Raw genomic sequence first — 24,338 nt, forward strand, 5'->3', positions numbered from 1 at the left:
AATGCTGAATTATTATAATTATTGAAGGGCTGTTTTGAGACAACCCTCTTTTCATAATTAATTCTAAACTTCCCCTGCATCCTCAGTAAAATCAATTCTAAGAAGCCTCGTTGTGCTTATATAGCCTGAGCTTTCAAGGGTTCTCTTACTGTTATGGTTGTAGTACCAGCAGCCTGCAAGAGGCTTTAAGCCTTTTTCTCTGCATATATCCATTAAGTTCATTATAATACTTCTTCCAATACCCTTTTGACGATACTTTTCATTCGTAAACATACCTGTGCATGCACAGCCTTTTATTATTCTGTTGTCTACTATAATCCCAAGGCCTAAAAACTCGCCATCTTCTCTTAGAATATACAGCTGGCCTTCATTAATTCTTTCTTCATGCTTATCAATAAAGTCCCCTGTTATTTCCTTAATCTCATCTATATCCTCAAGAGTTGCTTTTTTTAGAAATTCTCTTGCATATTTAGGCGGTTTAACCGTCTCACCACTCTCCTTAAAGAAATAAGCCTGAAGATTAACTTTTAAATGGTTATCTAGCGCTAGAGTTAAAACCAGCTCATCGCAAGTAGGAACAAAGGCATTTTTTATTCCATAACTTTTTATAATATCAACAAATATTTTTTGTCCATGTCTTAAAAATCCTTTAGTTATAAAAAACTGTGTTAGAAGCGTTTTATTAAAAATTCCAAAATATCCGCAGTATACATCATCTACATAAATAGAATATATTTCTGAATTTAAAATATGCTCCTCTAGAAATTCATCATAAATTCCAGAAAGACTAGAAAGGTAGGAACTGAACGACTCCTTGTTTTCCTCTATATTTGACTTAACGTACTTATACATAGTAGCTTCCATCCTTCTTAAACTGTTTCTGTGCCTTAGATATGCTCTTCCAGCGTGCCTTTTCATTCGCTCTTATAGATGCATTTTCCTTCATTTCAGCAAACCTTATTTCTTTTTTAAGCTTTATATAGCTTTCCCATCTTGCCTTAGTAAGCTCTCCGCTTTGCAGTGCTGACTTTACCGCACAGCCTGGTTCACTTCCGTGGCTGCAGTCTCTAAACCTGCAATTTCCAGAAAGCTTTTCAATATCAGAAAAAACTGTATCCAAACCCTCTGAAGCATTCCACATGCCAAGTTCTCTCATTCCTGGAGTATCAATAATCATAGTTCCATTTTCCATCATAATAAGTTCTCTATGAGTTGTTGTGTGACGCCCCCTGCTGTCATCCTCTCTTATATTATTAACCTTCATAATTTCTTCCCCTGCAATAGCATTTACAAGGCTAGACTTACCTACACCAGAGGAACCAAGGAACACTATAGTCTTAGAAGGCTTTATAAATTCCTGTAATTTATCCATACCTTCACCGGTTACTGAGCTTATTGGAATTATAGAAACACCAAAAGCAATCTGCTCTATTTGCTCAACATAACCCTCATAATCCTCACATAAATCTGCTTTTGTAAGTATAATTACCGGAGTTCCTCCGCTCTCCCATGCAGCAGTTAAATATCTTTCTATTCTTTTGATGTTAAAGTCATGATTTAAAGAAGTCATTATAAAAACATAATCAAAATTAGCAGCAACAAGTTGTTCTATCTGATTAAAAGAATCAAGTCTTGAAAACTTGCTCTTCCTTTCAAGCACATGATATATAACATCCTCACCATAAGGGTTGTGAAATGCAAGCACAAAATCTCCTACTGCAGGATAGGTGCTTTGGAAAGCATCATTATAAAATATAGAGCCCTTAAGCTTTGCGTAACTTTCACCCTTGTCTGTAACAATTTTATAGGTCTCTCTTTGAACCTCTATAACTCTTCCAGGTATCAAATTCTTTTCTTCTAAATTAAAATTACCTTCCTGAGCTTTATAAAAATCTGTATAACCATATTGTTCAATAATATTATTCATTCATTTCCTCCATTTACTCGGAACACGGGATAGTTTAAACATGCTCGTTCCCTTTCGGTCACTGGGTAACTTAAAACATTCGCTTGCTCATAAGTTACCAGCTAAAGTCCTAAATAGACTTTAGCCTGGCAAACTACCCGTTAAAGCCAATTTAGGGCTTTAACCTCCAAATTTTTTTTAATTTTCTTATTTTTAATTCCAAAATCTCTACACTGCTTCTTTCTTTTATATCTACACTTTTCATAAAACATCTCTCCTTTCTAAACTTAAAAATGGACATAAAAATACCGCATAAAGCAACCTTAAAGACAGGCTGTTTCTGCGGTATAAAAAAACACGACCATTCAGTCGTGTTAATATGTCACATATACACTGTATCTATGAAAGGTTATCTAAGCTGCAAAAACACGACACAAATAAAAGATACACTTATCCCTACGTCACATTTTTGCCCATATTTAGTTTTAAGAAGCAATCACCTTTAAATTTGCACTCATTAAAACACACTTCCTTTCATAAAAATATTTTAATAATTTAAAATATTTACATATTAATAATATGCTGTCAGGATAAATTTGTCAACCATTTAATAATAATAATTATCTAAAAATAGCGAAATAAATGCTATAATTGATTATAATATATCTAAAAAATATTGGAGGATATAACTATGACTAATAAAAGAAAGATTGTTTTATTTATAGCAGAAAGCTTAGATGGATATATAGCTACTAAAGATGACTCACTAGAATGGCTTTTTAAAGTTGAAGGCGAAGGCGACAATGGCTATTCCGAGTTTTACGAAACTGTGGATACAATTTTAATGGGTAAAAGGACCTATGATTGGCTCATCGAAGCAGAAAATGAAAACTTTCCTTATAAGAACAAAGAGTGTTATGTTTTCTCCAGAACTTCAAAGGGTAAAAATGAAAATGTTGAGTTTGTAAATGAAGATATAAAAAGTTTTGCAGATAAGCTTAAAAAAATACCCGGGAAAAACATATGGGTTGTTGGCGGCGGCGAACTACTTCACTATTTTATAAAGGAAAAGCTCATTGATGAATTCATAATTACAATTGCTCCAACAATAATAGGCAGTGGAATTCCTTTGTTTAAAGAAATTGATTTTGAGTATGAGTTAGTACTTAAAGACGTTAGACGTTTTAATCAGTTTGCAACACTTTATTATGAATTAAAATAATTAAATTCGGAGGTTGCTATGAATAAATTACAGGAAATATTAGATTTTAATCATTCCTTTGTAGAAAATAAAGAATATGACAAATATATAACATCCAAGCAGCCTAATAAGAAACTTGTAATCTTATCCTGCATGGACACTAGATTAACAGAGCTTCTTCCAAAAGCTATGAATCTTAAAAATGGAGATGTTAAACTTATTAAAAATGCAGGTGCTTCAATAATGCATCCCTTTGGAAGCATTATGAGAAGTATTGTTGTTGCTGTTTATGAATTTAAGGCTGATGAGATTTTGGTTATCGGTCACCACGACTGCGGAATGAGCAGTATAAATGTAGATAGCACTATGGAAAAAGCAATGGAGAGAGGCATTTCAAAAGAGGTTATAAGCACTTTGACCAACGCTGGAATCGATATAAAAAAATGGCTGCACGGCTTTGATTCAGTTGAAGAGTCTGTTAAGGAAAGTGTAAATTTAATAAAAAATCACCCTCTTATTCCAAAGGACATAAAAATTCATGGTTTGATTATTGATCCTGAAACAGGAAAATTAGATGTCGTCGTTAATGGTTATGAAATAAGTTTATAGTAAAGGGAGAGAGTTTATATGGAAAGATTAATTTTAGTACTTATAGCAATATTTTTAGTTTTCTTCTCTATAACTTATTTGTTTCACAAACTTTTTAAAACAAAACGATTTGCTAAATACCTACCGTCTGTGTTGAGCTTAATAGGATCAATAGTTAATCTTATACTAGTTAGAACAACGCACAGAGAGGGCTTTAAAGATTTAGCCTATTTTCTAATGAGTATGCTTTTATTTGCTGGATTTATATCTGGACTTATAAGTGCACTGTGGTTTGATTTTATTTCAAAAAAAGACATAGATAATAATTAACTAATAATAAAAAACTGAGAACACATTCTTTAGCTGAAAAAGGTTATAAATATATAAATATTTATATATTTACCTTTTCGTAATTTCTGTGTTCTCAGTTTTTTCTATCTAAATAATATTTTTCCGTACCTTAATTTATTAGGATAATTATATTAATCTATATATTCAGTAACAAAATCAGTAAACAGAATTCCATCTAAGTGATCTATTTCATGACAGAAGCACTTTGCTAAATCTCCTTTGCCAGTTAAAATAATTTCTTCTCCATTTTCATTTAATGCCTGAACAGTTACTTTTTCAGGTCTATCTAACTTTCCCCATTTATTTGGAATACTTAAGCATCCTTCAATAACTTCCTGATTTCCTTCCTCAGCAATTATCTTAGGATTCACTAATTTAATAAGACCTTCTCCCATATCAATTACAACTAGACGCTTCAATATGCCTACTTGAGGGGCAGCCAACCCTCCCCCGTTTTCTGTATTATACATTGTCTCTGCCATATCATCTAATATTTGTCTTATTTTATCGTCTACAACTTTGACTCCCTTACTCTTCTTTCTCAATATTTCATCATCATATAATCTAATTTGTCTCAATGCCATTTAAACAACACCTCTGCTTTGTTCTGCTCTTGATTTTCTTTCACTTTCCTCAAAAAGGAAAACTTCTTCAATAGAACTATGAAATACATTAGCAATATCATAAGCCAGCCAAATAGATGGTTCAAACTTTTCTGTTTCTATAGCATTAATCGCCTGCCTCGAAACCCCTACAAGTTGACCTAGCTGCTCTTGTGTTAAACCAAGATGCTCACGAAACTGTTTTATTTTATTCTTCATTAAATACCACTCCTGTAATGTTGACCTTACATAACTAATATACCATTATTTTACACTTACATCAAGTCAACCTTACACGCTTAGGGGCTTTAGTCCCTATTTCTTAAGGACCTCTATCCTACAATTTGGTGACTATAGAATGCTTTTAAAGTTAACAAAAATCTCATATAATTAGTTTATTATATTAAAGTAGTACATAAAAAATAAATTTGAGGAGGGTTACAAATGAGAATCAAAAAGAGTATTACAGCACTAATCGCACTTTTTATGATCGTTATCTTCAACACACAATATGTTATGGCCAAACCTAACAATTCAGTACCATCGGTTCCATCAGGCTTAACTGCATCAAATATTAGTACAAGCTCTATAACCTTGAAATGGTCTTCTGTAACCGGTGCTTCGGGATATTATGTCTATATGGCTACTACAAACGACAGCAACTATACTAAGATTGCAACTGTTACAAGTACAAGCTTCGTAAAGTCAGCGTTAACAGCTAACACTAAGTATTGGTTTTATGTCGCTGCTTATAATCGTTATGGTACATCACTTAATTCTACACATATTTCAGCTGTAACGCTTCAAGCTTCTACTACGACAGCTACCACTAAAAAACAGATTTTAGGTTTTACAACTTATTATTATAGCGGGGATACTTCCTCCTATAACTCAATGGCCGCCAATACTTCTTCTATAGATGAAATAGCAACTCAAACCTATAATACAGATAGTCTTGGAAATATATCAGGATTAGTTCCAACTAACCAGTTAACTTATGCAAACAGCAATGGAATTAGAACCTATGCAATGCTTCAAAACAACTTTGACGGTAATATTGCTAAATCAGTACTTGAAAATCAAACAAATAGATTAAATTTAGAAAACAATCTTTTAAATGCAATAAAAACCAATGGCTATAAAGGTGTAAATGTTGACCTTGAAGGTGTATTCTACTATGACAGAAGCTACTATACAACTTTTGTGCAGGAACTTTACAATAAGCTAAAGCCCTTAGGTTATTCAGTAACACTTTCAGTTCCAGCAAAGACCTTTGATAGTACAACAAACAGCTGGAGTGGAGCATACGACTATGCAGCTCTTTCAAACTACTCTGATCAGATAGCTATAATGACCTATGACGAACACTATCCAGGCGGAACTGCAGGCCCGATTGCTTCTATTGGTTGGGCGGAGAATGTAGTAAAATATGCAGTTACAGTAATACCAAAAGAAAAAATAATGCTTGGAGTTGCAGCTTACGGATATGACTGGTCAACTAACGGTACAAAAGCTTATGGAATAAACGGCATATACAATCTTGCCTCCTCTAATAAGGCTGCTGTTATGTGGGATGATACATCCAAATCACCTTACTTCAATTATACAGATACCTCGGGAATCGCTCACTCAGTTTGGTTTGAAAATAACCAAAGCGTTAACTATAAACTTGATCTTGTTAATTCCTATAATTTAAATGGTATAGCAATTTGGAGACTAGGTCTTGAAAACACCGATTATTGGACAAGTATAAAAACAAAATTTAATAGATAAAAAATCCCCTGAATAGGGTAAAGTATCAAGATACCTTTACTCTTTCAGGGGATTCTGATATTTGCATTTTATTTCTAGTAAATATATTCAATCCTGTTTCTTACGTTGTTCTTTGCAGTATACAATAAAGTATCAGCTTTATTTACAAGCTGCTTTTCATCTTCTTTATTAAATTAAGCTTTGAAAGTCCATATTTCAAGAGCTACATTCCAAAATAAAAATAGCCTGTACTCCTTAGATTTCTTATCCAGACTGTAAGTTAAAATACCTGTATACAAATATACTATAGAAGCGATTAAGGATAAAGTTGACATAAATCTTGCCATAATTATTTACCTCGACAAAAGTATAAAAATAATTGAATTTTATTGTCTACGCAGATAGAATAACATACTTTTCATAAAATTCAAACATTAAAATAACAGCTTAATCTTTTAAAATTAAGCTGTTTCACTGTATCATTATGACTTCTTATTATTTTTAGTCTTTGAGGTTTGCACTAAGATAACACCGCCTAAAATTACTGCTGTAGACATTATTACCCCCAAGGATAAAGGTTCTCCAAGCACTAACGCTCCCAGAAGTACTGCTACAAGAGGATTAACATAGGCATAGGTTCCAGCCTTTGCAGCCGGCCATTTATCTAAAATATAAACATAGCAGCTGTAGCCTACAATAGAGCCAAAGATGATTAAATAAAGCATAGCTCCCATGCCTTTTGGAGTAACATGAAGCTTAGGAAGTTCTCCAAAAATAGTCCCTGCTATAAATAATCCTAATCCCCCGGCAAGCATTTGTATCGCTATGTTAGGAATAATTGACGATGTTGCCTTAAAGCTTTTGGAATATACAGAGCCCATAGCCCAGGAAAAAGCACCTATAAGAAGAAGTACTATTCCAAAAACATCAGCTGAATTTCCTTTTGAGTTTGGAAAAACCAAAAGAGCAACTCCTCCAAAACCTATTAAAAGACCTGTCCAACCTTTAAAATTAAGTCTTGGCCTGTCAGGTAAAACTAATTCTATAAGAGCCATAAACAAAGGAACTGTAGCTACCAGCAAAGATGCAACTCCTGAGCTTATACGAGTTTCAGCCCAAACTACACAGCCATTCCCACCTAACAAGAGAAACAGTCCAACTACTGAAATCTTCATAACCTCTGAAAAGTTCTTAGGAAGTTTTAGTCCTCTATATACAGAAAAAGCAAGCATTAAAGCACCTGCAGACAAAAATCTTATACCGGCAAATAAAGTGGGCGGAAATTCTCCTACTCCTATTCTTATAGCCAGGTAAGTAGATCCCCAAAGTATACATACAGCTATATAAGCTAAATAAATCTTGCTTTCTTTATTTTTAAATATTGAATTCATTAAGTTTCTCCTTTCACTCAAAAACACTGGGTAATCTAAAGCACTCGCTACCTTCGGGCACTGGGTAGCTTAAGATATTCGCTTCGCTTATAAGTTACCTGCTAAAGTCCATTTAGGACTTTGCTCCGCCACGGGGCAGTCTAATCTCACTCGCTCACGCTCGTAGACTGCCCGTAAAAGTCCATTTAGGACTTTGCTCCGCCACGGGGCAGTCTAATCTCACTCGCTCACGCTCGTAGACTGCCCGTAAAAGTCCATTTAGGACTTTTACCTCCTTAAACTTTTATTTTTTCACAATGTCAATTATAGCATAAATATTTAAATATTTTATCACTATGCAACACAAAAGTTTTAGTGTATTAGTGCATTTCTTACGCACATAAATAGGACATTAAATATACAAGCTATTTATAGCATTATATTTAATATATATAAAGTTTTAAAATGCAGCAAGAGATTTCAGACTGACCAATACTTCTAAGTGAAAGGATGAATTTTATGTTTATCAATCTACTGGATATAGAAAAATTATCTTCAGAAGAACTTAACAATTTATATGAGAAGAATTTCAGCAACTCCTTATATGAATTTTTCAAATTAGGCGATATGGTTGTACACTATGAAAAAGCCTTAGGTATGAATGTATGGGACACAGAAGGCAATAAGTATTTAGATTTTATGGGAGGCTTTGGAGCCTTAAACCTTGGGCATAATCACCCCAGAATTATCGAAGCTGTAAAAAATCATTCTTCAAAACCAAACCTTTTGCAGCAAAGTATAAATGTATATAATGGTGTTCTTGCTAATAACATAAGCTTTTTAACCAATGACAAACTGCCTGTCAGTTTTTTTACCAACAGCGGTGCTGAAACTGTTGAAGAAGCACTAAAGATTGCTTATATGTACTATGGTAAAGGAAAGATTGTATACTGCACAAATGGATATCACGGAAAAACCTTAGGTGCTATTTCTGCCTTAGGTACAAATAGCAAAAATAAATTTCTGCATTTTGAACATCAGTTTATAGAAATACCTTTTGGAGATATAAATGCTTTAATAAAAGTTGCTAAAAAGCATAATATTGCCGCTTTTTTAGTTGAACCTATTCAGGGTGAAGGAGGAATTAATCTTCCTCCTCAAGGATACTTTGAAGCTGTGCGTGAAATTTGCAATGAAAGTGAGATAGTACTTATATTAGACGAAATACAAAGCGGTCTTGGAAGATGCGGCACCATGTTTTGCTATGAACAGCTTAATATTGTTCCCGATATTCTTTGTCTCTCAAAATCTCTCAGTGGAGGCATAATGCCGGTAGGCTCAGTTTCTGTTAAACAGGAAATTTGGGATACTACTTATGGAAAGCTTAAAAATGCCATGCTTCCTTCTACTACATTTGGAGGAAACACCTTAGCCTGTATAGCAGCAATTGAAACCTTAACCGTTATTAAAGAGGATAAACTTCCAGAAAGAGCAAAAGAGCTTGGGGAATATGCACTTATGAGGCTTAATAAGCTTAAAGAAAAGCATGAGATAATAACTGAAGTTCGAGGAAAAGGTCTTTTCATAGGTATTGAATTTGGAGGACTCAAGAAGCTTCACTTACCTATGCTGGAAGAATTTATGATGATAAATATAATCTCAAAAATGCTTAAAGATCATAAAATACTATGTGGCTTTGCAGCTAACAATCCTTGTGTTATAAAATTTGAACCGCCGCTCATTGTAACAAAGGAAGAAATTGATTGCTTTGCGGAAGCTTTAGATAAAGTGCTTGATGAAAACAAAAATGAATTTGTACTGGCTGTTGATACTTTGGTGAGTACCGGGAAGAACATTATTAAAAATTAATGATGACATACTGGCTCTTATAGGTAAAGTTTAAAAGCGCCAGTGAAAAATGAGAGCCAAATAAATTTATATCCGGCTCTCATTCTTATCAATTCGCTATTGCTTTATTAACTTTATTTTTGATAAATAAAATACTTTTCTGCCACAGCCTTAAAGCTTGCAGAATCACGATCAACTATATTGTTAAGCTGCTCAATTGTATAAGTTCCATCCTTTACATAGCTGTCTCCTGCAAGTCTATCTATAGAACTTATGAATTTAAACTTATCAGGATACATATCTCTTATAGTATATATCATTGTAAGAGCTGTCTTAACAGAATTATACTTATCTCTATCTACAACATAAGTCTGAACTCCTCCACAGGCTTGAGCTTTTCCTGGAGTAGTATTATAGGTCAAATCTGATGAGGAATACTTTGAAAATTGAGGAGTAAAGGTTGTTGCTCTAAATTTAACTCCCGGTATATTTAAGCTATTTAATTTATCAGCTAAATCAATAGAGTTGATCCAAGGTGCTCCTATCAACTCAAAGGGTCTTGTCGTTCCCCTGCCCTCTGATATATTTGTACCTTCAAATAAGCAGTTTCCGGTATAAACTATAGCGGTATCCAAAGTAGGCATATTAGGTGATGGCATTACCCAAGTCTTAAGTCCGGTTTCATCATAATACATATCCCTTGTCCATCCGCTCATCGGTATAACTACAAGGTTGCAGTTTATATTAAATTCCTTATTAATATATTTTGCATACTCGCCTATAGTAAGCCCATATCTTTGAATTATAGGATACATGCCCACAAATGAGCTATACTTCATATCCAAAATATTACCTTGAAACTCATTTCCGCTTACTGGATTTGGTCTGTCAAATACTACAAAGGTCTTATTATTTTCTGCTGCTGCCTGCATTCCATAAGCCATAGTATTAATGTAAGTATAAAATCTAGCTCCTACATCCTGCATATCGTAAGCTAAAATATCTACATTTTTAAGCATATCGGGAGTAGGTTTAAGGGTGCTGCCATAAATACTGTAAACAGGAAGTCCAGTTTTAACATCAGTCTCACTGCCTACAGTTCCGCCAGCCTGACTATTTCCCCTGATTCCATGTTCTGCTGCGAAAAGTGTTGTTAAGCTTGTTTTTGAATTAAGTACATCTATAGTGCTCTCAAAATTGCTGTTCATACCTGATGGATTGGTAATAAGGCCAACTTTTTTCCCATCAAATATATCAATGTATTTCTCTAGGTTATCTATTCCAAGTCTAACTTTTGCCTTTATGTCATGCTTGTTGCTCATATCAGTATCTTTATAAATATAATATTTAGAAGATAAATCTTTAAATGCTTTGGATTCTTTGTCTATCATCTTATATAATTCTTTTAAAGTGTATTTTCCTTCTCTTACATAGCTGTTTCCGGTAAGCTTATCAATATAGTTATCAGATCTATACTGAAAATCCTTAGGATACATATCTCTTATTGTATATAAAATAGCCAGAGCAGTTTTCACTGAGTTATATTTATTTCTGTCTACAACATAGGTTTGAACACCTCCGCAAGCTTGAGCAGCAGTCTTTACCTTTCCCTTTGAGTCATAGACCGGTCCAAACTTTGAGAAGGTTGGTGTAAAGGATACAGGCCTAAATTCAACTCCCGGAAGCTTCAAGCTATTCATCTTTTCTGCCAAATCTATAGAATTAATCCAAGGCGCCCCTATATATTCAAAAGGCCTTGTTGTTCCTCTTCCCTCGGACACATTTGTTCCTTCAAAGATACAGTTTCCTGTATAAACTATAGCTGTATCCAAAGTAGGCATATTAGGTGATGGCATCACCCAAGTCTTAAGTCCTGTTTCATCATAATACATATCTCTTGTCCATCCAGTCATAGGAACTACAACTAGATTACAATTATATTTATATTCCTTGTTTATAAATTGTGCCAGTTCTCCTACTGTCAATCCATAACGCTGAGGTATAGGAAACATGCCTACAAAGGATGAATAAGCTTTATCGAGTATAGTTCCTTGAACCTCTGTGCCTCCAACAGGGTCAGGTCTGTCGAATACTACAAAAGTCTTATTATTTTCTGCAGCTGCCTGCATTGCATATGCCATAGTGTTTATAAATGTATAAAATCTAGCACCTACATCCTGCATGTCATAAGCTAAAACATCTATATTCTTAAGCATATCAGCGGTAGGCTTAACAGTACTTCCATAAAGACTATATACTGGAAGACCTGTCTTAACATCCACTTCGTTTCCTACAGTTCCTCCATCCTGACTGTTTCCCCTTATACCATGTTCTGCAGCAAAAAGTGTTGTAAGATTTGTTTTCTTATTCAAAACGTCTATAGAACTTTCAAAATTGCTGTCTATTCCAGATGGATTAGTAATAAGTCCTACCTTTTTGTCTTTAAATAAATTTAAATAATTGTCTATATTATCAATCCCAAGTTTTACATTTGCCTCTGTCTTTTTATCTTTCTTGTCCTGCTTGCTTTCAGAAGCTCTGGTCTTTGTCGCAATTGGGGCTAACGTAACCATAACAGTTAAAGCAGCAGTAAGCAGCGTTCTTATCTTTTTATTCATTACTAAAATCCTCCCATCAAACATACCCTTTTACTAAACAAATTAGTTCATTTGTTCTTTATATCCCTCCTTTATCCTACGTTTTCTCAATGTTACCTTATCCCCTCCTTATGTATATCTAAGTTAAATAATTTTAAGACACAAAAAAAGAGCAAAATAGGTAAACAACCTTTTTTGCTCATGCCTTCTGTTATAGAAGTAACACGCTACTTTATATTCTGTTATAAAAACGCATGATTACAATACTATAAATTTAGGAACATTATATTTTGTCATGGATATACTAACCGTCTGCAAGTTAACTTTAGAAAGTAAATATTTTTGCTTTCCATTTTATACCATAATTATATTAAAACTGTATTTATTTGTCAATAGTATATTGTTGTTTCTCTTATTATTCTGGTAGGTATAGCCACGAGAACCTAAAAGAAAAAGTTCGCTTCAGTAGCAGATTAAAGTTTAGTTATAACTTTTTAAATGAAAATGTGGTAGAAGCAAATTATAATTTATGCAATACCCCCTTGTAAGTTTATTTCCTTATCCTCATAATATTTATACTTTAGTAATACTCTTCTTTTTAAGTCACAAGGAGGTTGGAGCCCTAAATGGGCTTCAACGGGTAATCTGCGAATGGAAATGAGCGCTCTGGATTACCCAGTGTTTCGAGTGAAAGGAGGCTGAGGTCCTAAATGGACTTCAGCGGGTAATTTGCAGCAGAGCGAGTGCTCTAAATTACCCAGTATTTCGAGTGAAAGGAGAAATTATGAGGAAATCATTTTATGTTATTGTAATATGCACATTTGCTTTTATGCTTTTATGTGGTTGCCAAAATCCTACAAAGGCTAAGAGAAAAATAATCATGGAGGATGTTAAGGTAGTCAGCGTTAACGAACCTATTAAATATGATAATATTCAGTATGGCTTCACTTTTACCTTACCAGAAAGCTGGAGTGGGTATAAAATACTAACTAATCGTTGGGAAGGTTTGTCGTTAGGACAGCAAAATGGTGAAAAAATAGTAGAAACAGGCCCTCTTATCATAATAAGACATCCTCAGTGGACGATGGAAAATCCAAGACTGGATATCCCAATTATGGTATTTACTCAAAAACAGTGGACTTCGCTGCAGAAGGATGAATTTCATATAGGCGCAGCACCGATAGGTCCAAGTAAACTCGGAGAAAACAAGGATTATGTTTTTGCTCTCCCAGCTCGATATAATTTTTCATTTTTGCCTGGATATGAAGAGGTAGAAAATATATTGAAGGGTAATCCTCTTAAGGCAACTGAAAATACATCCTCATATTAAAATCTGAATAAGGATATTCCGTATGATTTAGGTTTTATATTGTGTCCAATGCTCTACATAAGTCATCAGGAATATCCTCAACTTGTTATAATTATATCTCCCATCTGACATTATAAATTCCTAATAACATATATTCTTCAAATCTATTCCAAACCATTTTAAATAAAATTATCATATAAAAATTGTTGACTCTGACACCATGTCATAGTGTAACATAAAGATAGAGCTTGATAATATTAACAAAACTCATAGCCGGCAGAGCATTAGTCGGTATTAGCAGCTCTTATTATTGTTGGAGGTATAGTCATGAGAACAGTAAAGCAAGTTTCGGATTTAACAGGAATTAGTGTGCGCATGCTGCATTACTATGATGAAATAGGATTATTAAAACCAAGTTCAGTTACAGAGGCAGGTTATAGGCTTTATGACGATGAAGCTCTTGAAACCTTGCAGCAGATTTTATTTTTCAAAGAACTTGATATCCCGCTAAAAGAGGTTAATGAAATCATGACTAGTCCCCATTTTAATAAAATGGAAGCTCTAGAAAATCAAAAGAAACTGCTCATTTTAAAACGTAGCAGATTAGATGATTTAGTAGAGCTCATTAATAAAACATTAAAAGGAGAACATGCAATGAGTTTTAAAGAATTTGATATGAGTGATTACTATAATGTATTAGAAGAATTTAAGAAAGAAAATATGGATAAAGTAATCAGGCAGTTTGGAAGTGTAGATAAATTTGATGAAATGCTTGAAAAGATAAAAGCTGGGGAGTCAAAGCTTGCCAAAATGGCTATAGAGGAATATGGAAGTATAAAAAAATATGCTGAAGCTGTAAAAAAGAATTTGAATAATAGCGTGATGTTAACAAAATCAGAGCAAATTGAAGAATTTAAAAAGGACTTTCTTAATGATAAGCATCCTAAATTAAAAGAACTATATAAAAACCTTACAGCTGACTTAAGCAAAGATCCTTCTTCTAAGGAAGTTCAGCAAATTGCTGGTGAAATAACTAATACAGTGAAAAATGATTATGAAGTTTTCGGAACTGATATGGGAGAGCATTTTTGGTATACTATGGTACGGCTCTACTTAATATTTCCTGATTGGATAGAAGAAGTTGATAAGAAATATGGAAGTGGTGCTTCTAAGTTTATTGGACGAGCTTTAGAAACTTATTTGGGGGCCTATGAGCCTAAAATAGAAACACTATATAAAAAGCTTACTGCTGACTTAAGTAAAGATCCTTTTTCAAAGGAGATTCAGCAAATTGTTGCTGAAATAGTAGATGAGTCACAAAAAACGCATAAAGCTTTAGAAGTAGAAGTAGGAGAAAATTACTGGGGCTATCAAGCTCAGCAGTATTTATCGGAGACTATTATGGCCAAAGTAATAGATGATAAATATGGAAGCGGTGCTTCTAAATTTATTGGAAAAGCTCTAAAGTATTATAATGAGTATAATATCAATGCTTAAAAGCCTGATGAGCTGAGAAAAGACTAGAAGAACTTTATTTAAAAAACTATGCTATTTATAATCTAGCATAGTTTTTTCACATATAGGTGCAGTACCAATATGGCCAAGCAAACTTTGGGAAAATATGAATTATGTTTTTGCCCTCCCAGCTAGTACTTATTCTCTTGTATCAAAGTTTCCTAGCTTTAAATACAAATGAAAAAGGCAGCATCTTTGCTTTTTTTATTCTATCTGAAACCTCACCTGCTTCATTTAATGTTTTACTGTCAGTTTGTTCAACCATTTCTTCAATAATAAATCCTGCTTTTGATAAGGCGTTGATATAAGTTGAAATTTTGCGACTGCATAGCAAAGCTTTATTTTCACCAGGCATCGGTTGCGTAAACCAGGCCTCATCAAAATAAGATTTTTCAAATAAAAGCTTGTCTTCATCTATAGTAACGCAGTTATTCAGAGGGTGCTTCCAGCTAAATATAAAAACTCCACCCTTTTTTAAATAAGCTGCAATTTTCATGAATGTATTTTCAAGGTCCGTTGTCCATCCAATAGCATAAATTGAATATACAAAATCAAAATAATTTTTTGGTATTCCACATTCCTCTTCCATAGGAGAGCATATTAACTTTGCTGCATAGTTATTTTCTCTTAAATAGTTATTAGCATTCTCAAGCTGCTTGCTGGACATATCCAATCCCCATAATTCAGCAGCGCCGTTATCTGCATGATACTTTAAAGAATGACCACTTCCGCAGCCAATTTCAAGTAATTTTGCTTCTCTTACATCCCCAAATAAATTCAGCTCCTCTTCTGTAACAAAAGAAGGGCCATATTGGGGCAATGCTGTAACCCCGAACCAATCATCAGCATATGTATTCCAATAAGTTCTATTTATTTCATGAATTGTTTTATCACTCATATGTGCCTCCTTAATTATGAAAACTTTTAATGCATTAATTTATAAGGCTTGGCTACGCATTACTAGCAACGCACTTAAGAGAATTCCAAATTGCAGGTTTGAGATATTTTACGTGCTTTTAAAATCATCTTTTGTCATTTCATAATCTACTGATGATTGAAGTTCATCAAGTTGATCTTTCCATGAGTCCATATTTACTCTCACTTTGCGGAAACCAAGCTTTTCATAAACATGTTGTGCTCGCTTATTGTTTAAATTTGTATCCAAGATAATCTTTGAATAACCATACTTATAGAACAATGTACTAATGAGCATATTTAAAAATCGTGTTCCATATCCCTTTTCTTGCTTTTGAAAATCACATATTTTTATTCCTATCTCTGCAATACCATTGCCTTTATTGTAATAAGACATCTCTCCAATCGGTGTATTACAATATTCTATTATTAATCTTCGGCGTGTTTCATCTGTATCATCTGTAACTTGAGCAGCAATTTCATTATCTGTAATATTAAGTCCCTTTGGAAAGCCTGCATGTGCCATAACAGCTCCATCACGCCACCACTTTCCTAGTATGGGTGCATCTTCTATAGTTGCATTTCTAATAGTTAAATCACCCTGTTTTATAAACATTATAAATCCCCCATTAATTTTTATCTTTTAATAAATTTACTAATCCCAGACTAAAAATTAAAGTCCCTATTAACATAAATGAATGTATAAATCCATTTAAAATTGGAACATACTCACCTGTTAAGTTTCTATTAAAATATACTATACTAACTGCTTTATACCCTAAAGGTGTGCTTATTAGAATTATAAAAAGTCCAATTAAGAAGTATTTTACTTGTTTTCTCATAAACTATCCTCCATCAATTACATATTTTCAATTAACCCTTCTCATAGGTGAAAGTTATTAATTTTCCCCTTTACTAAATTTATCTGATAGAAAGTCACCAATTAATAGAAATGGAGCTAGTATCATTAAAAAATGATTTTCAACTATATCATTAACTGTAAGGTCTATCTGATCACCCTAAATCTTTAACTGCTCTTTCCCACTTAAGATAATATCAGCCAAAGCTTCAGCATTTTTATAATAATAAGTAAACCCATTATCTCTTTCAATAGATTCATCCTTTAATTCTCTTTCTATAAACTCGATACACTCATTTAAACTTGAAAGTACCACGTCCCATATAAACTGTTTAAAATCAGGTTTACGTAAAAGCTTATCGTATACAGCTTTTAGAAAAATCTTTCTATATTCATCAGTCATATAAAATGGAAAAGGAAAAAACTTTTCTGACCCGTGGCATATTAAACGAGCTACATCTAGGGAGTATGGCATAACTCCACCAAATGCCCAGTCTATTAGAATAATATTATTATCTCTTTCTATTGCATTGCACTGCAAAAAATCACCATTGCATAAAGTTCTCGGACATACTAGCTGCCTGTCTAAGAAAATTTTATATGCAGCAGATAGTTTGGGTTCATTTATAAGACATTCTGATCTTTTATTTATTCTTGCCCAGTATCTTTCAAAGCGATTGTCCAACTTATGTTCTTCAAGATCCTTTTCATGCCAGTACATATTAAAAATACTGGAAAGGCTGTCAGCACATTCATAGGCCATATTTTTATTAAATACTCGCAAATCTGATCCAGCAATATATTCCATCAATATCCACTTTGTCTTATTAATGCAACACCAGCCTTCAAGCTCTGGCACAGGCAGGTTTTTATTTGCCAAAAACTTTTCATAAAGTCCTATTTCATTGTCGTCAGACTTTTTCAAGATATAGACTTTATTATCTGCTGTTATCTTATAAACATTATATATCCTATCAACACCCTCACCATTATCATGAAAGCGTTCAATATGTATTTGCTCTGAAAATGTTGGATTAATTGACTTAAGAACTCTCTTTAACGCATCTATGTAATTAGCATCTTTTATTATTTCTGTGTATACCCCTCTCATTTATCAGTTCCTTTCTTAATAACCACTCTGTTTTCAACGAATAAATTATTCTAATCACCTTCTAATTTCATATTACGCTTACACTATCCGTCCTAATATTGCTTCTGATATTCTATAAGCATAATCATCAACATTTTTTTGAACATCAACTTTCTCAAAATCAGCAGGAGAACCTAAATAACCTTGGCATGAAAGTTCTTTTATATGTCCGCCAAATAGCCATGCCTCACCACTGCTGTCATCTAAAGCAATGGGAGGTAAAGATTTTGCTTTATCAGCATCAACCAGAGATGGATAGAACTCGTATATCATAGCTGTCTCAATATCCCCGCCATGAATATCTGGGACTTCTGCATTGCTTACACTTATTGCTTGTGGTTTTATAGGACATAAATAGGGTTCGTTAAGCTCAAGGCCAAAATGAGAAAATCTCCATTCATCAAAAGCATAACAAGCATTGATATGCAGCTTTTCATGAGCCTCTCTAAATGCTTCTATAATCGCAATGTTATGCTCAATATCTCCATGTGCATTAACACCAAAAACATTATTGAAGCCAAACTCTGACAATGACAATAAAATATCTGAGATTAATGCTTTTGCAGTCTCTTTTCGTATATGGAAGGAACCTATAAACCCTGATGTTGATTGGCAAACACCCCAATAAAAAGGCGGAGCAATAACAACTGCATATCCCTTTTCTTCAAGTTTTTCCTTTATTGCTAGGCAGTATATATGGGAAGTATAAATATCTGTTCCTAAACATAATTGCGGACCATGCTCTTCAATAACACCCATTGGTAATAGGACAATTGCATTTTTAAGAGCTAAGTTTTGTATTTCAGGCCACTTCATATTTGCCATTGTATCCTTAAATATTTCACTAATCATAAAAATTCTCCTCTACTTTTCATTCCTCCATATTTAATCTAATTATTTCATCTATTCTCTCTGCAGTTTCTAATGGAGTCATATGGGTATTGTCCACTAATATAATATTAGGATTAGTGTTTGAAGCATTATTCTTTAACCATTCATTGAATTGCTCAGAGCTCTTAATCCAATTTTCATCAGTCACATTTCTTCCGTATTTCATTCTTTTAACAAGCACATCTTTTTCGGCAACAACAGCTATATAAATTATCTCAGTGAAATATTTTCTAGCATCGCATACCTCAAACTGTTCAGGCACTGCACATCCGCATAAAACTACAGGCATACCTATTTGCGAAATGTTGTAACAGACACGCATCCACAATTCTCGATATTCTCTATAATTATTTTCTGGCGTATTATACCTTTCTGACCAAAGTAAATCGCTTTCCATGACAATATAATCTTTTTCGTTTCTAAACAAAATTTCACAAGCAGTAGACTTACCAATGCAGCTCGCTCCTGAAATTACAAATAATTTATTTCTCTTAGTTGGCTCCATTTTTATCCCCCATTACTAAATCATTTTCTTTTATTTAACCGCTTTAATTAATGCAGCCTTATTCCATCTTCTTTCTACTGTTATGCTTTTAAATCCTATATCAGGAAGAAGGTCAAGTTCTGTATCTAATGCTAGTGGAATATCAACATGGATACTTCCAAAAGGAACTTGCTGTTTTTCATATATCTCTTTTGCATTATTAAGCAAAAAAACTTCAGTTTCTTTATCTTTGCAAGCAGTATCGCCATTTATAAAATAACCGTTTACCTTTAAACAGTCATATATTTTTCTATAAAGCTGTGACTTTTGCTGTAATGTAAAATGATGAAAAGAATATGTGGAAAGTACCAAATCAAATTGATTTTCTGTAAACTCAACATCAAAATAAGAACTGCAAATAGTATTTAAAGTTACTTTAGGATGCAATTTCTTTTTCTTTAACTCCTCCAGCATACCAGATGAAATATCAATTGCCGTAACTTCAGCTAAATGTTTAATTCTTTCTATCTCTAGTCCGGTTCCACATCCAAGAACCAAAATATTTTTAGGTTCTCCACAAGAACTAATCTGTTTTTCTATTTCATCATAAAACTCGCACATACCAAGATCCTCATAAAAATGTCTGTCGTAATCCGAAGCACATTTATCAAAATGCTCGTCCATGTTTTCAACTTCAACCACCATTAATTAACCTCCTTAATTACTGATTACCTTGTAATTCTTTCTCCACAAGCTTCTGAACTCTTCCAAAGGATATTTCTTTATCTTCTCCTCCCAAAGTAAGAAAACTCTTAGCCAAATCCTCTGTGGTAGACTCTAATAATGTCATAAACTGACCGTATGCAAAGTTGAACTTAGGATCCTGTTCATCTTGTCCAAATACTGAGTATATTAATCCTTCAATCATCTGATCCATTCCCCATAGCTTCAAATGCAATAACTCATGAATAATCACTGCTTCCAGGTTTGTTTGCTTAGGATTATAATTATTTATCATTAAAACAGCCTTTTTATCATCCATATCAATCTTGATATCACCTGTTTTTCTCCATTCCTTATTAACCATTTCATACTTAATATCCCAATCTCTAAGCCTTAAAATATCCTGCCACTTTCTTAAAAATACTTCTACATCCTTCTCATCAAATCTCATTTTTCAGTATCCTCCGTAATTTTATATAGTTATAGGGGTTATTTCTAACCCCTTATTACTCTCAATATATATTTTTACTTATCTCCCTAATTTAATTATATCATGTAAATAATGTAAAATATAGTCTTATATTTGCGAGAATTTTCCAGTAAACTGATATAGATAAACAACTCAACTATACATCACTTTTGGGGAGATGGTGCTTTGTATAAGTATTTATTAAAGAACAGAAACTTTACCTTATTAACTGTTGGAGGTTTTATTTCTTCCATAGGAGATTATCTCTACAACATAGGTGTAACAGTATATCTGTACAGTGCCACAAAGTCAGTTGGTTCTGTTGCCTTGATGTGGCTTTCAAGAGCAGTTTTAAGAATACCCATGCTGTACTTGTCGGGTATTATTGCAGATTCTTATAATAAGAAAAGGATAATTTTTATTACAAACCTAACTAGTGTTGTCTTCGCATTTCTTTTCATTTTTGCAAATGAGCAAAGACTTTGGCTTGTTTATATTTTGGCCTTTTTATTACAATCGCTAAATGACATCGATGTAAGCTCTGAAACAGCTATACTTCCTGAGTTAGTATCAAAAGAAGAACTCTCCTACTCAAACTCAATTTTTTCATTTTTAGAATCAACAAGTGTTTTTCTTTCTCCTGCTATCGGTGGAATATTATATAAGCTCTATGGCAGCAATATTTTATTTATTATTAATGCTATAAGCTTCTTAGCGGCAAGTATCTTTTTTTCATTTATTAAATACAGCTTCATAAAATCTGAAGCTGTGGTAAAGAAAGCTGGAATTATTAAAAGCGGGTTAGAAGGGTATAGGATCTTATTAAAATACCCTAATGTCAAGACAGTGTTCATTATTTCAAGTGTACTTGCTATAATCGGCAGGTTCTATGAGACTTATAAAACAGCGGTTTCAGATGTGTTATTAAATATAAAACCAGAAGGGATTATTTACTTTGATTACGCCTTGGCAATTGGCGGTCTCTCTGTTCCACTAATAGTTAAAGTCCTCTCTAAGAAAAATCAAGTATCAATATTCATACTTTCTACTGCCGCCGTTGGAATTGGATATACTATATTTGGATATTCACATAGCTTTATAATAACCTTCATTGCTTTAATTTTCTTAGGCTTAACTCAAAATATACAGGGAATTTATTCACGAACCATAATTCAAAAGAATATACAGAAAGAATATATTGGCAGGGTGTTTTCCTTTTATAAAATACTTCTTACCTCCTTTGCAATATTAGGACTTGTAATAGCAGCGCCCCTTTACAATCTAATAGGTATTGGTTATTCTTTCTTAGCTTTTTCAGTTATCTTAATTATACTGTGTGCTTTACAGCTTAGAAGTAATTTTAGAAGTGTTGAACAAAACCTTCATTTTTAATATAAATCGGTGTTTCTAATTAGTTTAATTGTTACACTATATGAGTTGGCTTGATTGCGATGTTGAGAGTTAAAATTGGCTCATAATTTAAGTTCTAACTATAAGTTAAATCATAGCAAGTCTTAATTTATGAGCCTCAATATTGCAATCAATTACTAGAACGAAGTCGCTAAAAGCCCCGTATGGGGGTTAATAGTTTCATTCTTTACATTTATAGTTAAATTTTACAGCTTTAAACCAAAATAATCCAATACTTTCTTTACATTTATATTATTTTCTGTGCGTTAGCAAATAGCTTCCCCCTCCCCATTAATTAAGATAGTATTCACTTTTATTAACTCCTATGGTGGTGAATATCTTAAAGGCATTAATTTATCTTTTTTTATTAAATTTCCCTTCTCACAAACTTTGCACATTCCAATCTTAATTCCTGTTAATTTAAAGAATAGCTCTGCTGACGACAGACTATCGTCTTTTTTAGGTTTGAGCCTAAATATCTCAAGACATCGCTTAAACTTTAATTGTTTATTTCTATTGCCTAAGATGCCATAATGCCTAATCTTCACAAATCTATCAGGTAAAATATGCATTGTAAATCGCCTAATAAACTCCTGTGGGTTCAAAGTCATTACTTTTTCTTTGTTGTTATCTTTATAATCTCTCCATTTAAATAATACGGTATCATTATCAACTTTAATTATTCTATTATCAGATATTGCAACTCTATGAGTGTACCTACTAAGGTATTGAAGCACGTGCTCCGCACCACCAAAAGGTGGCTTACTGTAAACAATCCATTCTTTCTTATATAAAGAATCTTTAAACTGATTAAACACATCTCTTGAACCCAACTCAATAATATTGGATGGAAACTTTAGTTTATTCTTTAAATAAAGTTCATTCACATAGTATAAAAACTTTCCTCTAAACTTTCTTGAAAGCACTTTAACTGGAATGAAAAACTTCTTTTTAGATTTTATCCATTTACTTTTGTCTAAACTTAATCCTCCACCTGGAATAATGCAATGGATATGAGGATGATTCATCAAATTTTGACCCCAAGTATGTAACAATGCTGTAAACCCTATATCTGCTCTGAGATATTTTTTATCGCAGCCTAACTCTAGTAATGTTTCAGAAACAGATTTGAAGAGTACAGAATATAATTCTTTCTGATTAAATAATATTAGTGAATTTAATTCTTCTGGCACAGTAAAAACCACATGAAAATAATGTGTTGGAAGAAGAGACTTACGTCTTTCATAAACCCAAAGCTCTTTAGCATAAGATTGGCATTTGGGGCAATGTCTATTTCTACATGAGTTATATGAAATTTTTATTTGTCCGCAGTTATCACATTGATATACATGTCCTCCAAGCGCAGAAGTTTTGCAATACTTAATTGCCGATAAAGTTTTATAAATATTTAAAGGCAACTTTTTAGACTTTAAATATTTATCTCCATGAAGAACCATAACTTCCTGTAATGTGCTCATGATTCTACATTCTGTCCAAAGGGCTTGTAATATTGAGTGTTTGATAATCCTTAACATGTAAATATATTGATGTGGTTTTTATGTTAGAGTGACCCATTAAAGCTTGAATGGTAACTAAATCTACTCCATCATTCATTAAATGGGTAGCAAAGGAATGTCTCAACGTATGAGGCGTAGCCTTTCTATTTAATCCTGCTTTCTTTACTGCTTTTTCCATAGCTGCTTCAACGCCACGATTAGTTAATTGCTCGCCAGTTTGCCTAGAAATAAATAGATAATCTTCTGGAGAATAACTTTTATGTCCAAACTTTTTCCAGTATTCTCTTAATAGTAGTAAGTTTTTTTCAGATAATAAAGTATATCGTTCTTTATTTCTTTTACCGGCTCTAACTCTAATCTTCATTTCCTTGCTCATAATATCAGATATTCTTAGGTTGACAGCTTCGCTGACTCTTAATCCAGAAGAGTAAATTGTAGATAAAATTGCTTTATGCTTCAGATAAGTGACATTATCTAACAAAACTTTTACCTCTTCCTTCATCAGATAAGAAGGTAACTTCTTATCGTATCTAATCCTAGGAATCCTTAAATCACTCCAACTGCCTTCAAGAGTCACAACATAGAAAAATTTTAATGCACTATTTATGGCATTTACAGTTCCTCTGCATAATTTCTTCTGATTAATGCAATAATCTAAATAGTTGATAATATCCTGTTCACCTAGTAGTTCAGGTGGCTGGTTATAGAATTTAGAAAAGTTTTTTATGGACCACCCCATATTTTTAATGGTATTTGGTGTTCGTCCACGAATTTCTAAATCTTTAATCATTTTGTCTATTTTTTGATACATTTTATCACTCCTATAAATGGCGTGTAAAATGTGAGAAGTGAAGCTTCCTTGAGAAAGAAACTTCACTTCT

25 protein-coding genes are annotated in these 24,338 nt (G+C 33.2%); 8 read left to right on the forward strand and 17 right to left on the reverse strand.

Features of this window, described 5'->3' with window-relative positions:
* Positions 1-63 precede the first annotated feature (63 nt).
* A complete protein-coding gene (locus tag JK636_RS00170; protein WP_202746819.1) occupies positions 64-852 on the reverse strand; it encodes a GNAT family N-acetyltransferase in 789 nt (262 codons plus the stop codon).
* The gene (rsgA, locus tag JK636_RS00175) at positions 845-1,927 is read right to left on the reverse strand and encodes a ribosome small subunit-dependent GTPase A (protein WP_202746820.1); all 1,083 of its coding nucleotides are present in this window, start codon (positions 1,925-1,927) and stop codon (positions 845-847) included. The genes JK636_RS00170 and rsgA overlap by 8 nt, the downstream gene beginning before the upstream one ends.
* A gap of 670 nt (positions 1,928-2,597) precedes the next feature.
* On the opposite strand from rsgA, the gene JK636_RS00180 reads away from it, so the two are divergent.
* The 3 genes from JK636_RS00180 to JK636_RS00190 are packed head-to-tail and all read left to right on the forward strand — an operon-like array spanning position 2,598 to position 4,025.
* Entirely contained in the window at positions 2,598-3,128 is a 531-nt protein-coding gene (locus JK636_RS00180; protein WP_202746821.1) for a dihydrofolate reductase family protein, read from the forward strand.
* Positions 3,129-3,146: 18 nt separating this feature from the next.
* Positions 3,147-3,716, forward strand: a complete 570-nt coding sequence (locus JK636_RS00185; RefSeq protein ID WP_202746822.1) for a beta-class carbonic anhydrase — start codon at positions 3,147-3,149, stop codon at positions 3,714-3,716.
* Positions 3,717-3,734: 18 nt separating this feature from the next.
* Positions 3,735-4,025, forward strand: a complete 291-nt coding sequence (locus tag JK636_RS00190) for a hypothetical protein (RefSeq protein WP_202746823.1) — start codon at positions 3,735-3,737, stop codon at positions 4,023-4,025.
* Between the two features lie 152 nt (positions 4,026-4,177).
* Here the strand turns inward: JK636_RS00190 and def are convergent, their stop codons facing one another.
* Together def and JK636_RS00200 are read right to left on the reverse strand one after the other, a co-directional pair.
* Complete coding sequence (def, locus tag JK636_RS00195; RefSeq protein ID WP_202746824.1) at positions 4,178-4,630, reverse strand: peptide deformylase; 453 nt, start codon at positions 4,628-4,630, stop codon at positions 4,178-4,180.
* Positions 4,631-4,867, reverse strand: coding sequence for a helix-turn-helix transcriptional regulator (locus tag JK636_RS00200; protein ID WP_202746825.1), 237 nt, complete (start codon positions 4,865-4,867; stop codon positions 4,631-4,633).
* A gap of 225 nt (positions 4,868-5,092) precedes the next feature.
* Between JK636_RS00200 and JK636_RS00205 the strand changes: the two genes are divergently transcribed.
* On the forward strand, positions 5,093-6,421 hold the full coding sequence (locus JK636_RS00205) for a glycosyl hydrolase family 18 protein (protein WP_202746826.1): 1,329 nt from the start codon (positions 5,093-5,095) through the stop codon (positions 6,419-6,421).
* Positions 6,422-6,594: 173 nt separating this feature from the next.
* Here JK636_RS00205 and JK636_RS00210 read toward each other — a convergent pair whose 3' ends face one another.
* Together JK636_RS00210 and JK636_RS00215 are read right to left on the reverse strand one after the other, a co-directional pair.
* Positions 6,595-6,747 (reverse strand): hypothetical protein, encoded by a 153-nt coding sequence (locus JK636_RS00210; protein ID WP_202746827.1) that lies wholly within the window; start codon positions 6,745-6,747, stop codon positions 6,595-6,597.
* Between the two features lie 135 nt (positions 6,748-6,882).
* Positions 6,883-7,791, reverse strand: coding sequence for an EamA family transporter (locus tag JK636_RS00215; RefSeq protein ID WP_207751670.1), 909 nt, complete (start codon positions 7,789-7,791; stop codon positions 6,883-6,885).
* 498 nt (positions 7,792-8,289) lie between these two features.
* Between JK636_RS00215 and JK636_RS00220 the strand changes: the two genes are divergently transcribed.
* On the forward strand, positions 8,290-9,639 hold the full coding sequence (locus tag JK636_RS00220) for an aspartate aminotransferase family protein (RefSeq protein ID WP_202746828.1): 1,350 nt from the start codon (positions 8,290-8,292) through the stop codon (positions 9,637-9,639).
* 113 nt (positions 9,640-9,752) lie between these two features.
* Here JK636_RS00220 and JK636_RS00225 read toward each other — a convergent pair whose 3' ends face one another.
* Positions 9,753-12,236, reverse strand: coding sequence for an exo-beta-N-acetylmuramidase NamZ family protein (locus JK636_RS00225; RefSeq protein ID WP_243428078.1), 2,484 nt, complete (start codon positions 12,234-12,236; stop codon positions 9,753-9,755).
* Positions 12,237-12,999: 763 nt separating this feature from the next.
* On the opposite strand from JK636_RS00225, the gene JK636_RS00230 reads away from it, so the two are divergent.
* Positions 13,000-13,545: a hypothetical protein gene (locus JK636_RS00230; RefSeq protein ID WP_202746829.1), complete on the forward strand. Its 546-nt coding sequence runs from the start codon at positions 13,000-13,002 to the stop codon at positions 13,543-13,545.
* 306 nt (positions 13,546-13,851) lie between these two features.
* Complete coding sequence (locus JK636_RS00235; protein WP_202746830.1) at positions 13,852-15,021, forward strand: MerR family transcriptional regulator; 1,170 nt, start codon at positions 13,852-13,854, stop codon at positions 15,019-15,021.
* A 169-nt stretch (positions 15,022-15,190) separates the two neighbouring features.
* Here JK636_RS00235 and JK636_RS00240 read toward each other — a convergent pair whose 3' ends face one another.
* From JK636_RS00240 to JK636_RS00275, 8 genes are all read right to left on the reverse strand, one after another.
* The gene (locus JK636_RS00240; RefSeq protein ID WP_202746831.1) at positions 15,191-15,937 is read right to left on the reverse strand and encodes a class I SAM-dependent methyltransferase; all 747 of its coding nucleotides are present in this window, start codon (positions 15,935-15,937) and stop codon (positions 15,191-15,193) included.
* 108 nt (positions 15,938-16,045) lie between these two features.
* The gene (locus tag JK636_RS00245) at positions 16,046-16,570 is read right to left on the reverse strand and encodes a GNAT family N-acetyltransferase (RefSeq protein WP_202746832.1); all 525 of its coding nucleotides are present in this window, start codon (positions 16,568-16,570) and stop codon (positions 16,046-16,048) included.
* Positions 16,571-16,583: 13 nt separating this feature from the next.
* The gene (locus JK636_RS00250; RefSeq protein ID WP_202746833.1) at positions 16,584-16,796 is read right to left on the reverse strand and encodes a hypothetical protein; all 213 of its coding nucleotides are present in this window, start codon (positions 16,794-16,796) and stop codon (positions 16,584-16,586) included.
* Between the two features lie 177 nt (positions 16,797-16,973).
* Entirely contained in the window at positions 16,974-17,924 is a 951-nt protein-coding gene (locus tag JK636_RS00255) for a phosphotransferase (RefSeq protein WP_202746834.1), read from the reverse strand.
* 78 nt (positions 17,925-18,002) lie between these two features.
* Positions 18,003-18,815 carry a creatininase family protein gene (locus JK636_RS00260; RefSeq protein ID WP_202746835.1) on the reverse strand — a complete coding sequence of 271 codons (813 nt, stop codon included), beginning with the start codon at positions 18,813-18,815 and terminating at the stop codon, positions 18,003-18,005.
* 19 nt (positions 18,816-18,834) lie between these two features.
* Positions 18,835-19,359 carry a hypothetical protein gene (locus JK636_RS00265; RefSeq protein ID WP_202746836.1) on the reverse strand — a complete coding sequence of 175 codons (525 nt, stop codon included), beginning with the start codon at positions 19,357-19,359 and terminating at the stop codon, positions 18,835-18,837.
* A gap of 30 nt (positions 19,360-19,389) precedes the next feature.
* Entirely contained in the window at positions 19,390-20,043 is a 654-nt protein-coding gene (locus JK636_RS00270) for a class I SAM-dependent methyltransferase (protein WP_202746837.1), read from the reverse strand.
* Positions 20,044-20,059: 16 nt separating this feature from the next.
* Complete coding sequence (locus tag JK636_RS00275) at positions 20,060-20,512, reverse strand: hypothetical protein (RefSeq protein ID WP_202746838.1); 453 nt, start codon at positions 20,510-20,512, stop codon at positions 20,060-20,062.
* 204 nt (positions 20,513-20,716) lie between these two features.
* On the opposite strand from JK636_RS00275, the gene JK636_RS00280 reads away from it, so the two are divergent.
* Complete coding sequence (locus tag JK636_RS00280) at positions 20,717-21,922, forward strand: MFS transporter (protein WP_202746839.1); 1,206 nt, start codon at positions 20,717-20,719, stop codon at positions 21,920-21,922.
* Positions 21,923-22,263: 341 nt separating this feature from the next.
* Here JK636_RS00280 and JK636_RS00285 read toward each other — a convergent pair whose 3' ends face one another.
* Together JK636_RS00285 and xerA are read right to left on the reverse strand one after the other, a co-directional pair.
* Entirely contained in the window at positions 22,264-23,418 is a 1,155-nt protein-coding gene (locus JK636_RS00285; RefSeq protein ID WP_202746840.1) for an IS91 family transposase, read from the reverse strand.
* A 4-nt stretch (positions 23,419-23,422) separates the two neighbouring features.
* Positions 23,423-24,268: a site-specific tyrosine recombinase/integron integrase gene (gene xerA / locus JK636_RS00290; RefSeq protein WP_202746841.1), complete on the reverse strand. Its 846-nt coding sequence runs from the start codon at positions 24,266-24,268 to the stop codon at positions 23,423-23,425.
* Positions 24,269-24,338 lie beyond the last annotated feature (70 nt).

Origin of the sequence: Clostridium rhizosphaerae (assembly GCF_016765585.1) — a bacterium.
Lineage (GTDB): Bacteria > Bacillota > Clostridia > Clostridiales > Clostridiaceae > Clostridium_AT > Clostridium_AT rhizosphaerae.

What these genes read in the sequence shown, in the direction of transcription:
- JK636_RS00230 (WP_202746829.1), top strand. Translation starts at nt 13,000, where the DNA reads ATGAGGAAATCATTTTATGTTATTGTAATATGCACATTTGCTTTTATG.
- JK636_RS00240 (WP_202746831.1), bottom strand. Translation starts at nt 15,937, where the DNA reads ATGAGTGATAAAACAATTCATGAAATAAATAGAACTTATTGGAATACA.
- JK636_RS00265 (WP_202746836.1), bottom strand. Translation starts at nt 19,359, where the DNA reads ATGGAGCCAACTAAGAGAAATAAATTATTTGTAATTTCAGGAGCGAGC.
- JK636_RS00235 (WP_202746830.1), top strand. Translation starts at nt 13,852, where the DNA reads ATGAGAACAGTAAAGCAAGTTTCGGATTTAACAGGAATTAGTGTGCGC.
- JK636_RS00185 (WP_202746822.1), top strand. Translation starts at nt 3,147, where the DNA reads ATGAATAAATTACAGGAAATATTAGATTTTAATCATTCCTTTGTAGAA.
- JK636_RS00245 (WP_202746832.1), bottom strand. Translation starts at nt 16,570, where the DNA reads ATGTTTATAAAACAGGGTGATTTAACTATTAGAAATGCAACTATAGAA.
- JK636_RS00225 (WP_243428078.1), bottom strand. Translation starts at nt 12,236, where the DNA reads ATGAATAAAAAGATAAGAACGCTGCTTACTGCTGCTTTAACTGTTATG.
- JK636_RS00215 (WP_207751670.1), bottom strand. Translation starts at nt 7,791, where the DNA reads ATGAATTCAATATTTAAAAATAAAGAAAGCAAGATTTATTTAGCTTAT.
- JK636_RS00250 (WP_202746833.1), bottom strand. Translation starts at nt 16,796, where the DNA reads ATGAGAAAACAAGTAAAATACTTCTTAATTGGACTTTTTATAATTCTA.
- JK636_RS00285 (WP_202746840.1), bottom strand. Translation starts at nt 23,418, where the DNA reads ATGAGCACATTACAGGAAGTTATGGTTCTTCATGGAGATAAATATTTA.
- xerA (WP_202746841.1), bottom strand. Translation starts at nt 24,268, where the DNA reads ATGTATCAAAAAATAGACAAAATGATTAAAGATTTAGAAATTCGTGGA.
- JK636_RS00210 (WP_202746827.1), bottom strand. Translation starts at nt 6,747, where the DNA reads ATGGCAAGATTTATGTCAACTTTATCCTTAATCGCTTCTATAGTATAT.
- JK636_RS00220 (WP_202746828.1), top strand. Translation starts at nt 8,290, where the DNA reads ATGTTTATCAATCTACTGGATATAGAAAAATTATCTTCAGAAGAACTT.
- JK636_RS00170 (WP_202746819.1), bottom strand. Translation starts at nt 852, where the DNA reads ATGTATAAGTACGTTAAGTCAAATATAGAGGAAAACAAGGAGTCGTTC.
- def (WP_202746824.1), bottom strand. Translation starts at nt 4,630, where the DNA reads ATGGCATTGAGACAAATTAGATTATATGATGATGAAATATTGAGAAAG.
- rsgA (WP_202746820.1), bottom strand. Translation starts at nt 1,927, where the DNA reads ATGAATAATATTATTGAACAATATGGTTATACAGATTTTTATAAAGCT.
- JK636_RS00205 (WP_202746826.1), top strand. Translation starts at nt 5,093, where the DNA reads ATGAGAATCAAAAAGAGTATTACAGCACTAATCGCACTTTTTATGATC.
- JK636_RS00260 (WP_202746835.1), bottom strand. Translation starts at nt 18,815, where the DNA reads ATGATTAGTGAAATATTTAAGGATACAATGGCAAATATGAAGTGGCCT.
- JK636_RS00275 (WP_202746838.1), bottom strand. Translation starts at nt 20,512, where the DNA reads ATGAGATTTGATGAGAAGGATGTAGAAGTATTTTTAAGAAAGTGGCAG.
- JK636_RS00255 (WP_202746834.1), bottom strand. Translation starts at nt 17,924, where the DNA reads ATGAGAGGGGTATACACAGAAATAATAAAAGATGCTAATTACATAGAT.
- JK636_RS00190 (WP_202746823.1), top strand. Translation starts at nt 3,735, where the DNA reads ATGGAAAGATTAATTTTAGTACTTATAGCAATATTTTTAGTTTTCTTC.
- JK636_RS00270 (WP_202746837.1), bottom strand. Translation starts at nt 20,043, where the DNA reads ATGGTGGTTGAAGTTGAAAACATGGACGAGCATTTTGATAAATGTGCT.
- JK636_RS00200 (WP_202746825.1), bottom strand. Translation starts at nt 4,867, where the DNA reads ATGAAGAATAAAATAAAACAGTTTCGTGAGCATCTTGGTTTAACACAA.
- JK636_RS00180 (WP_202746821.1), top strand. Translation starts at nt 2,598, where the DNA reads ATGACTAATAAAAGAAAGATTGTTTTATTTATAGCAGAAAGCTTAGAT.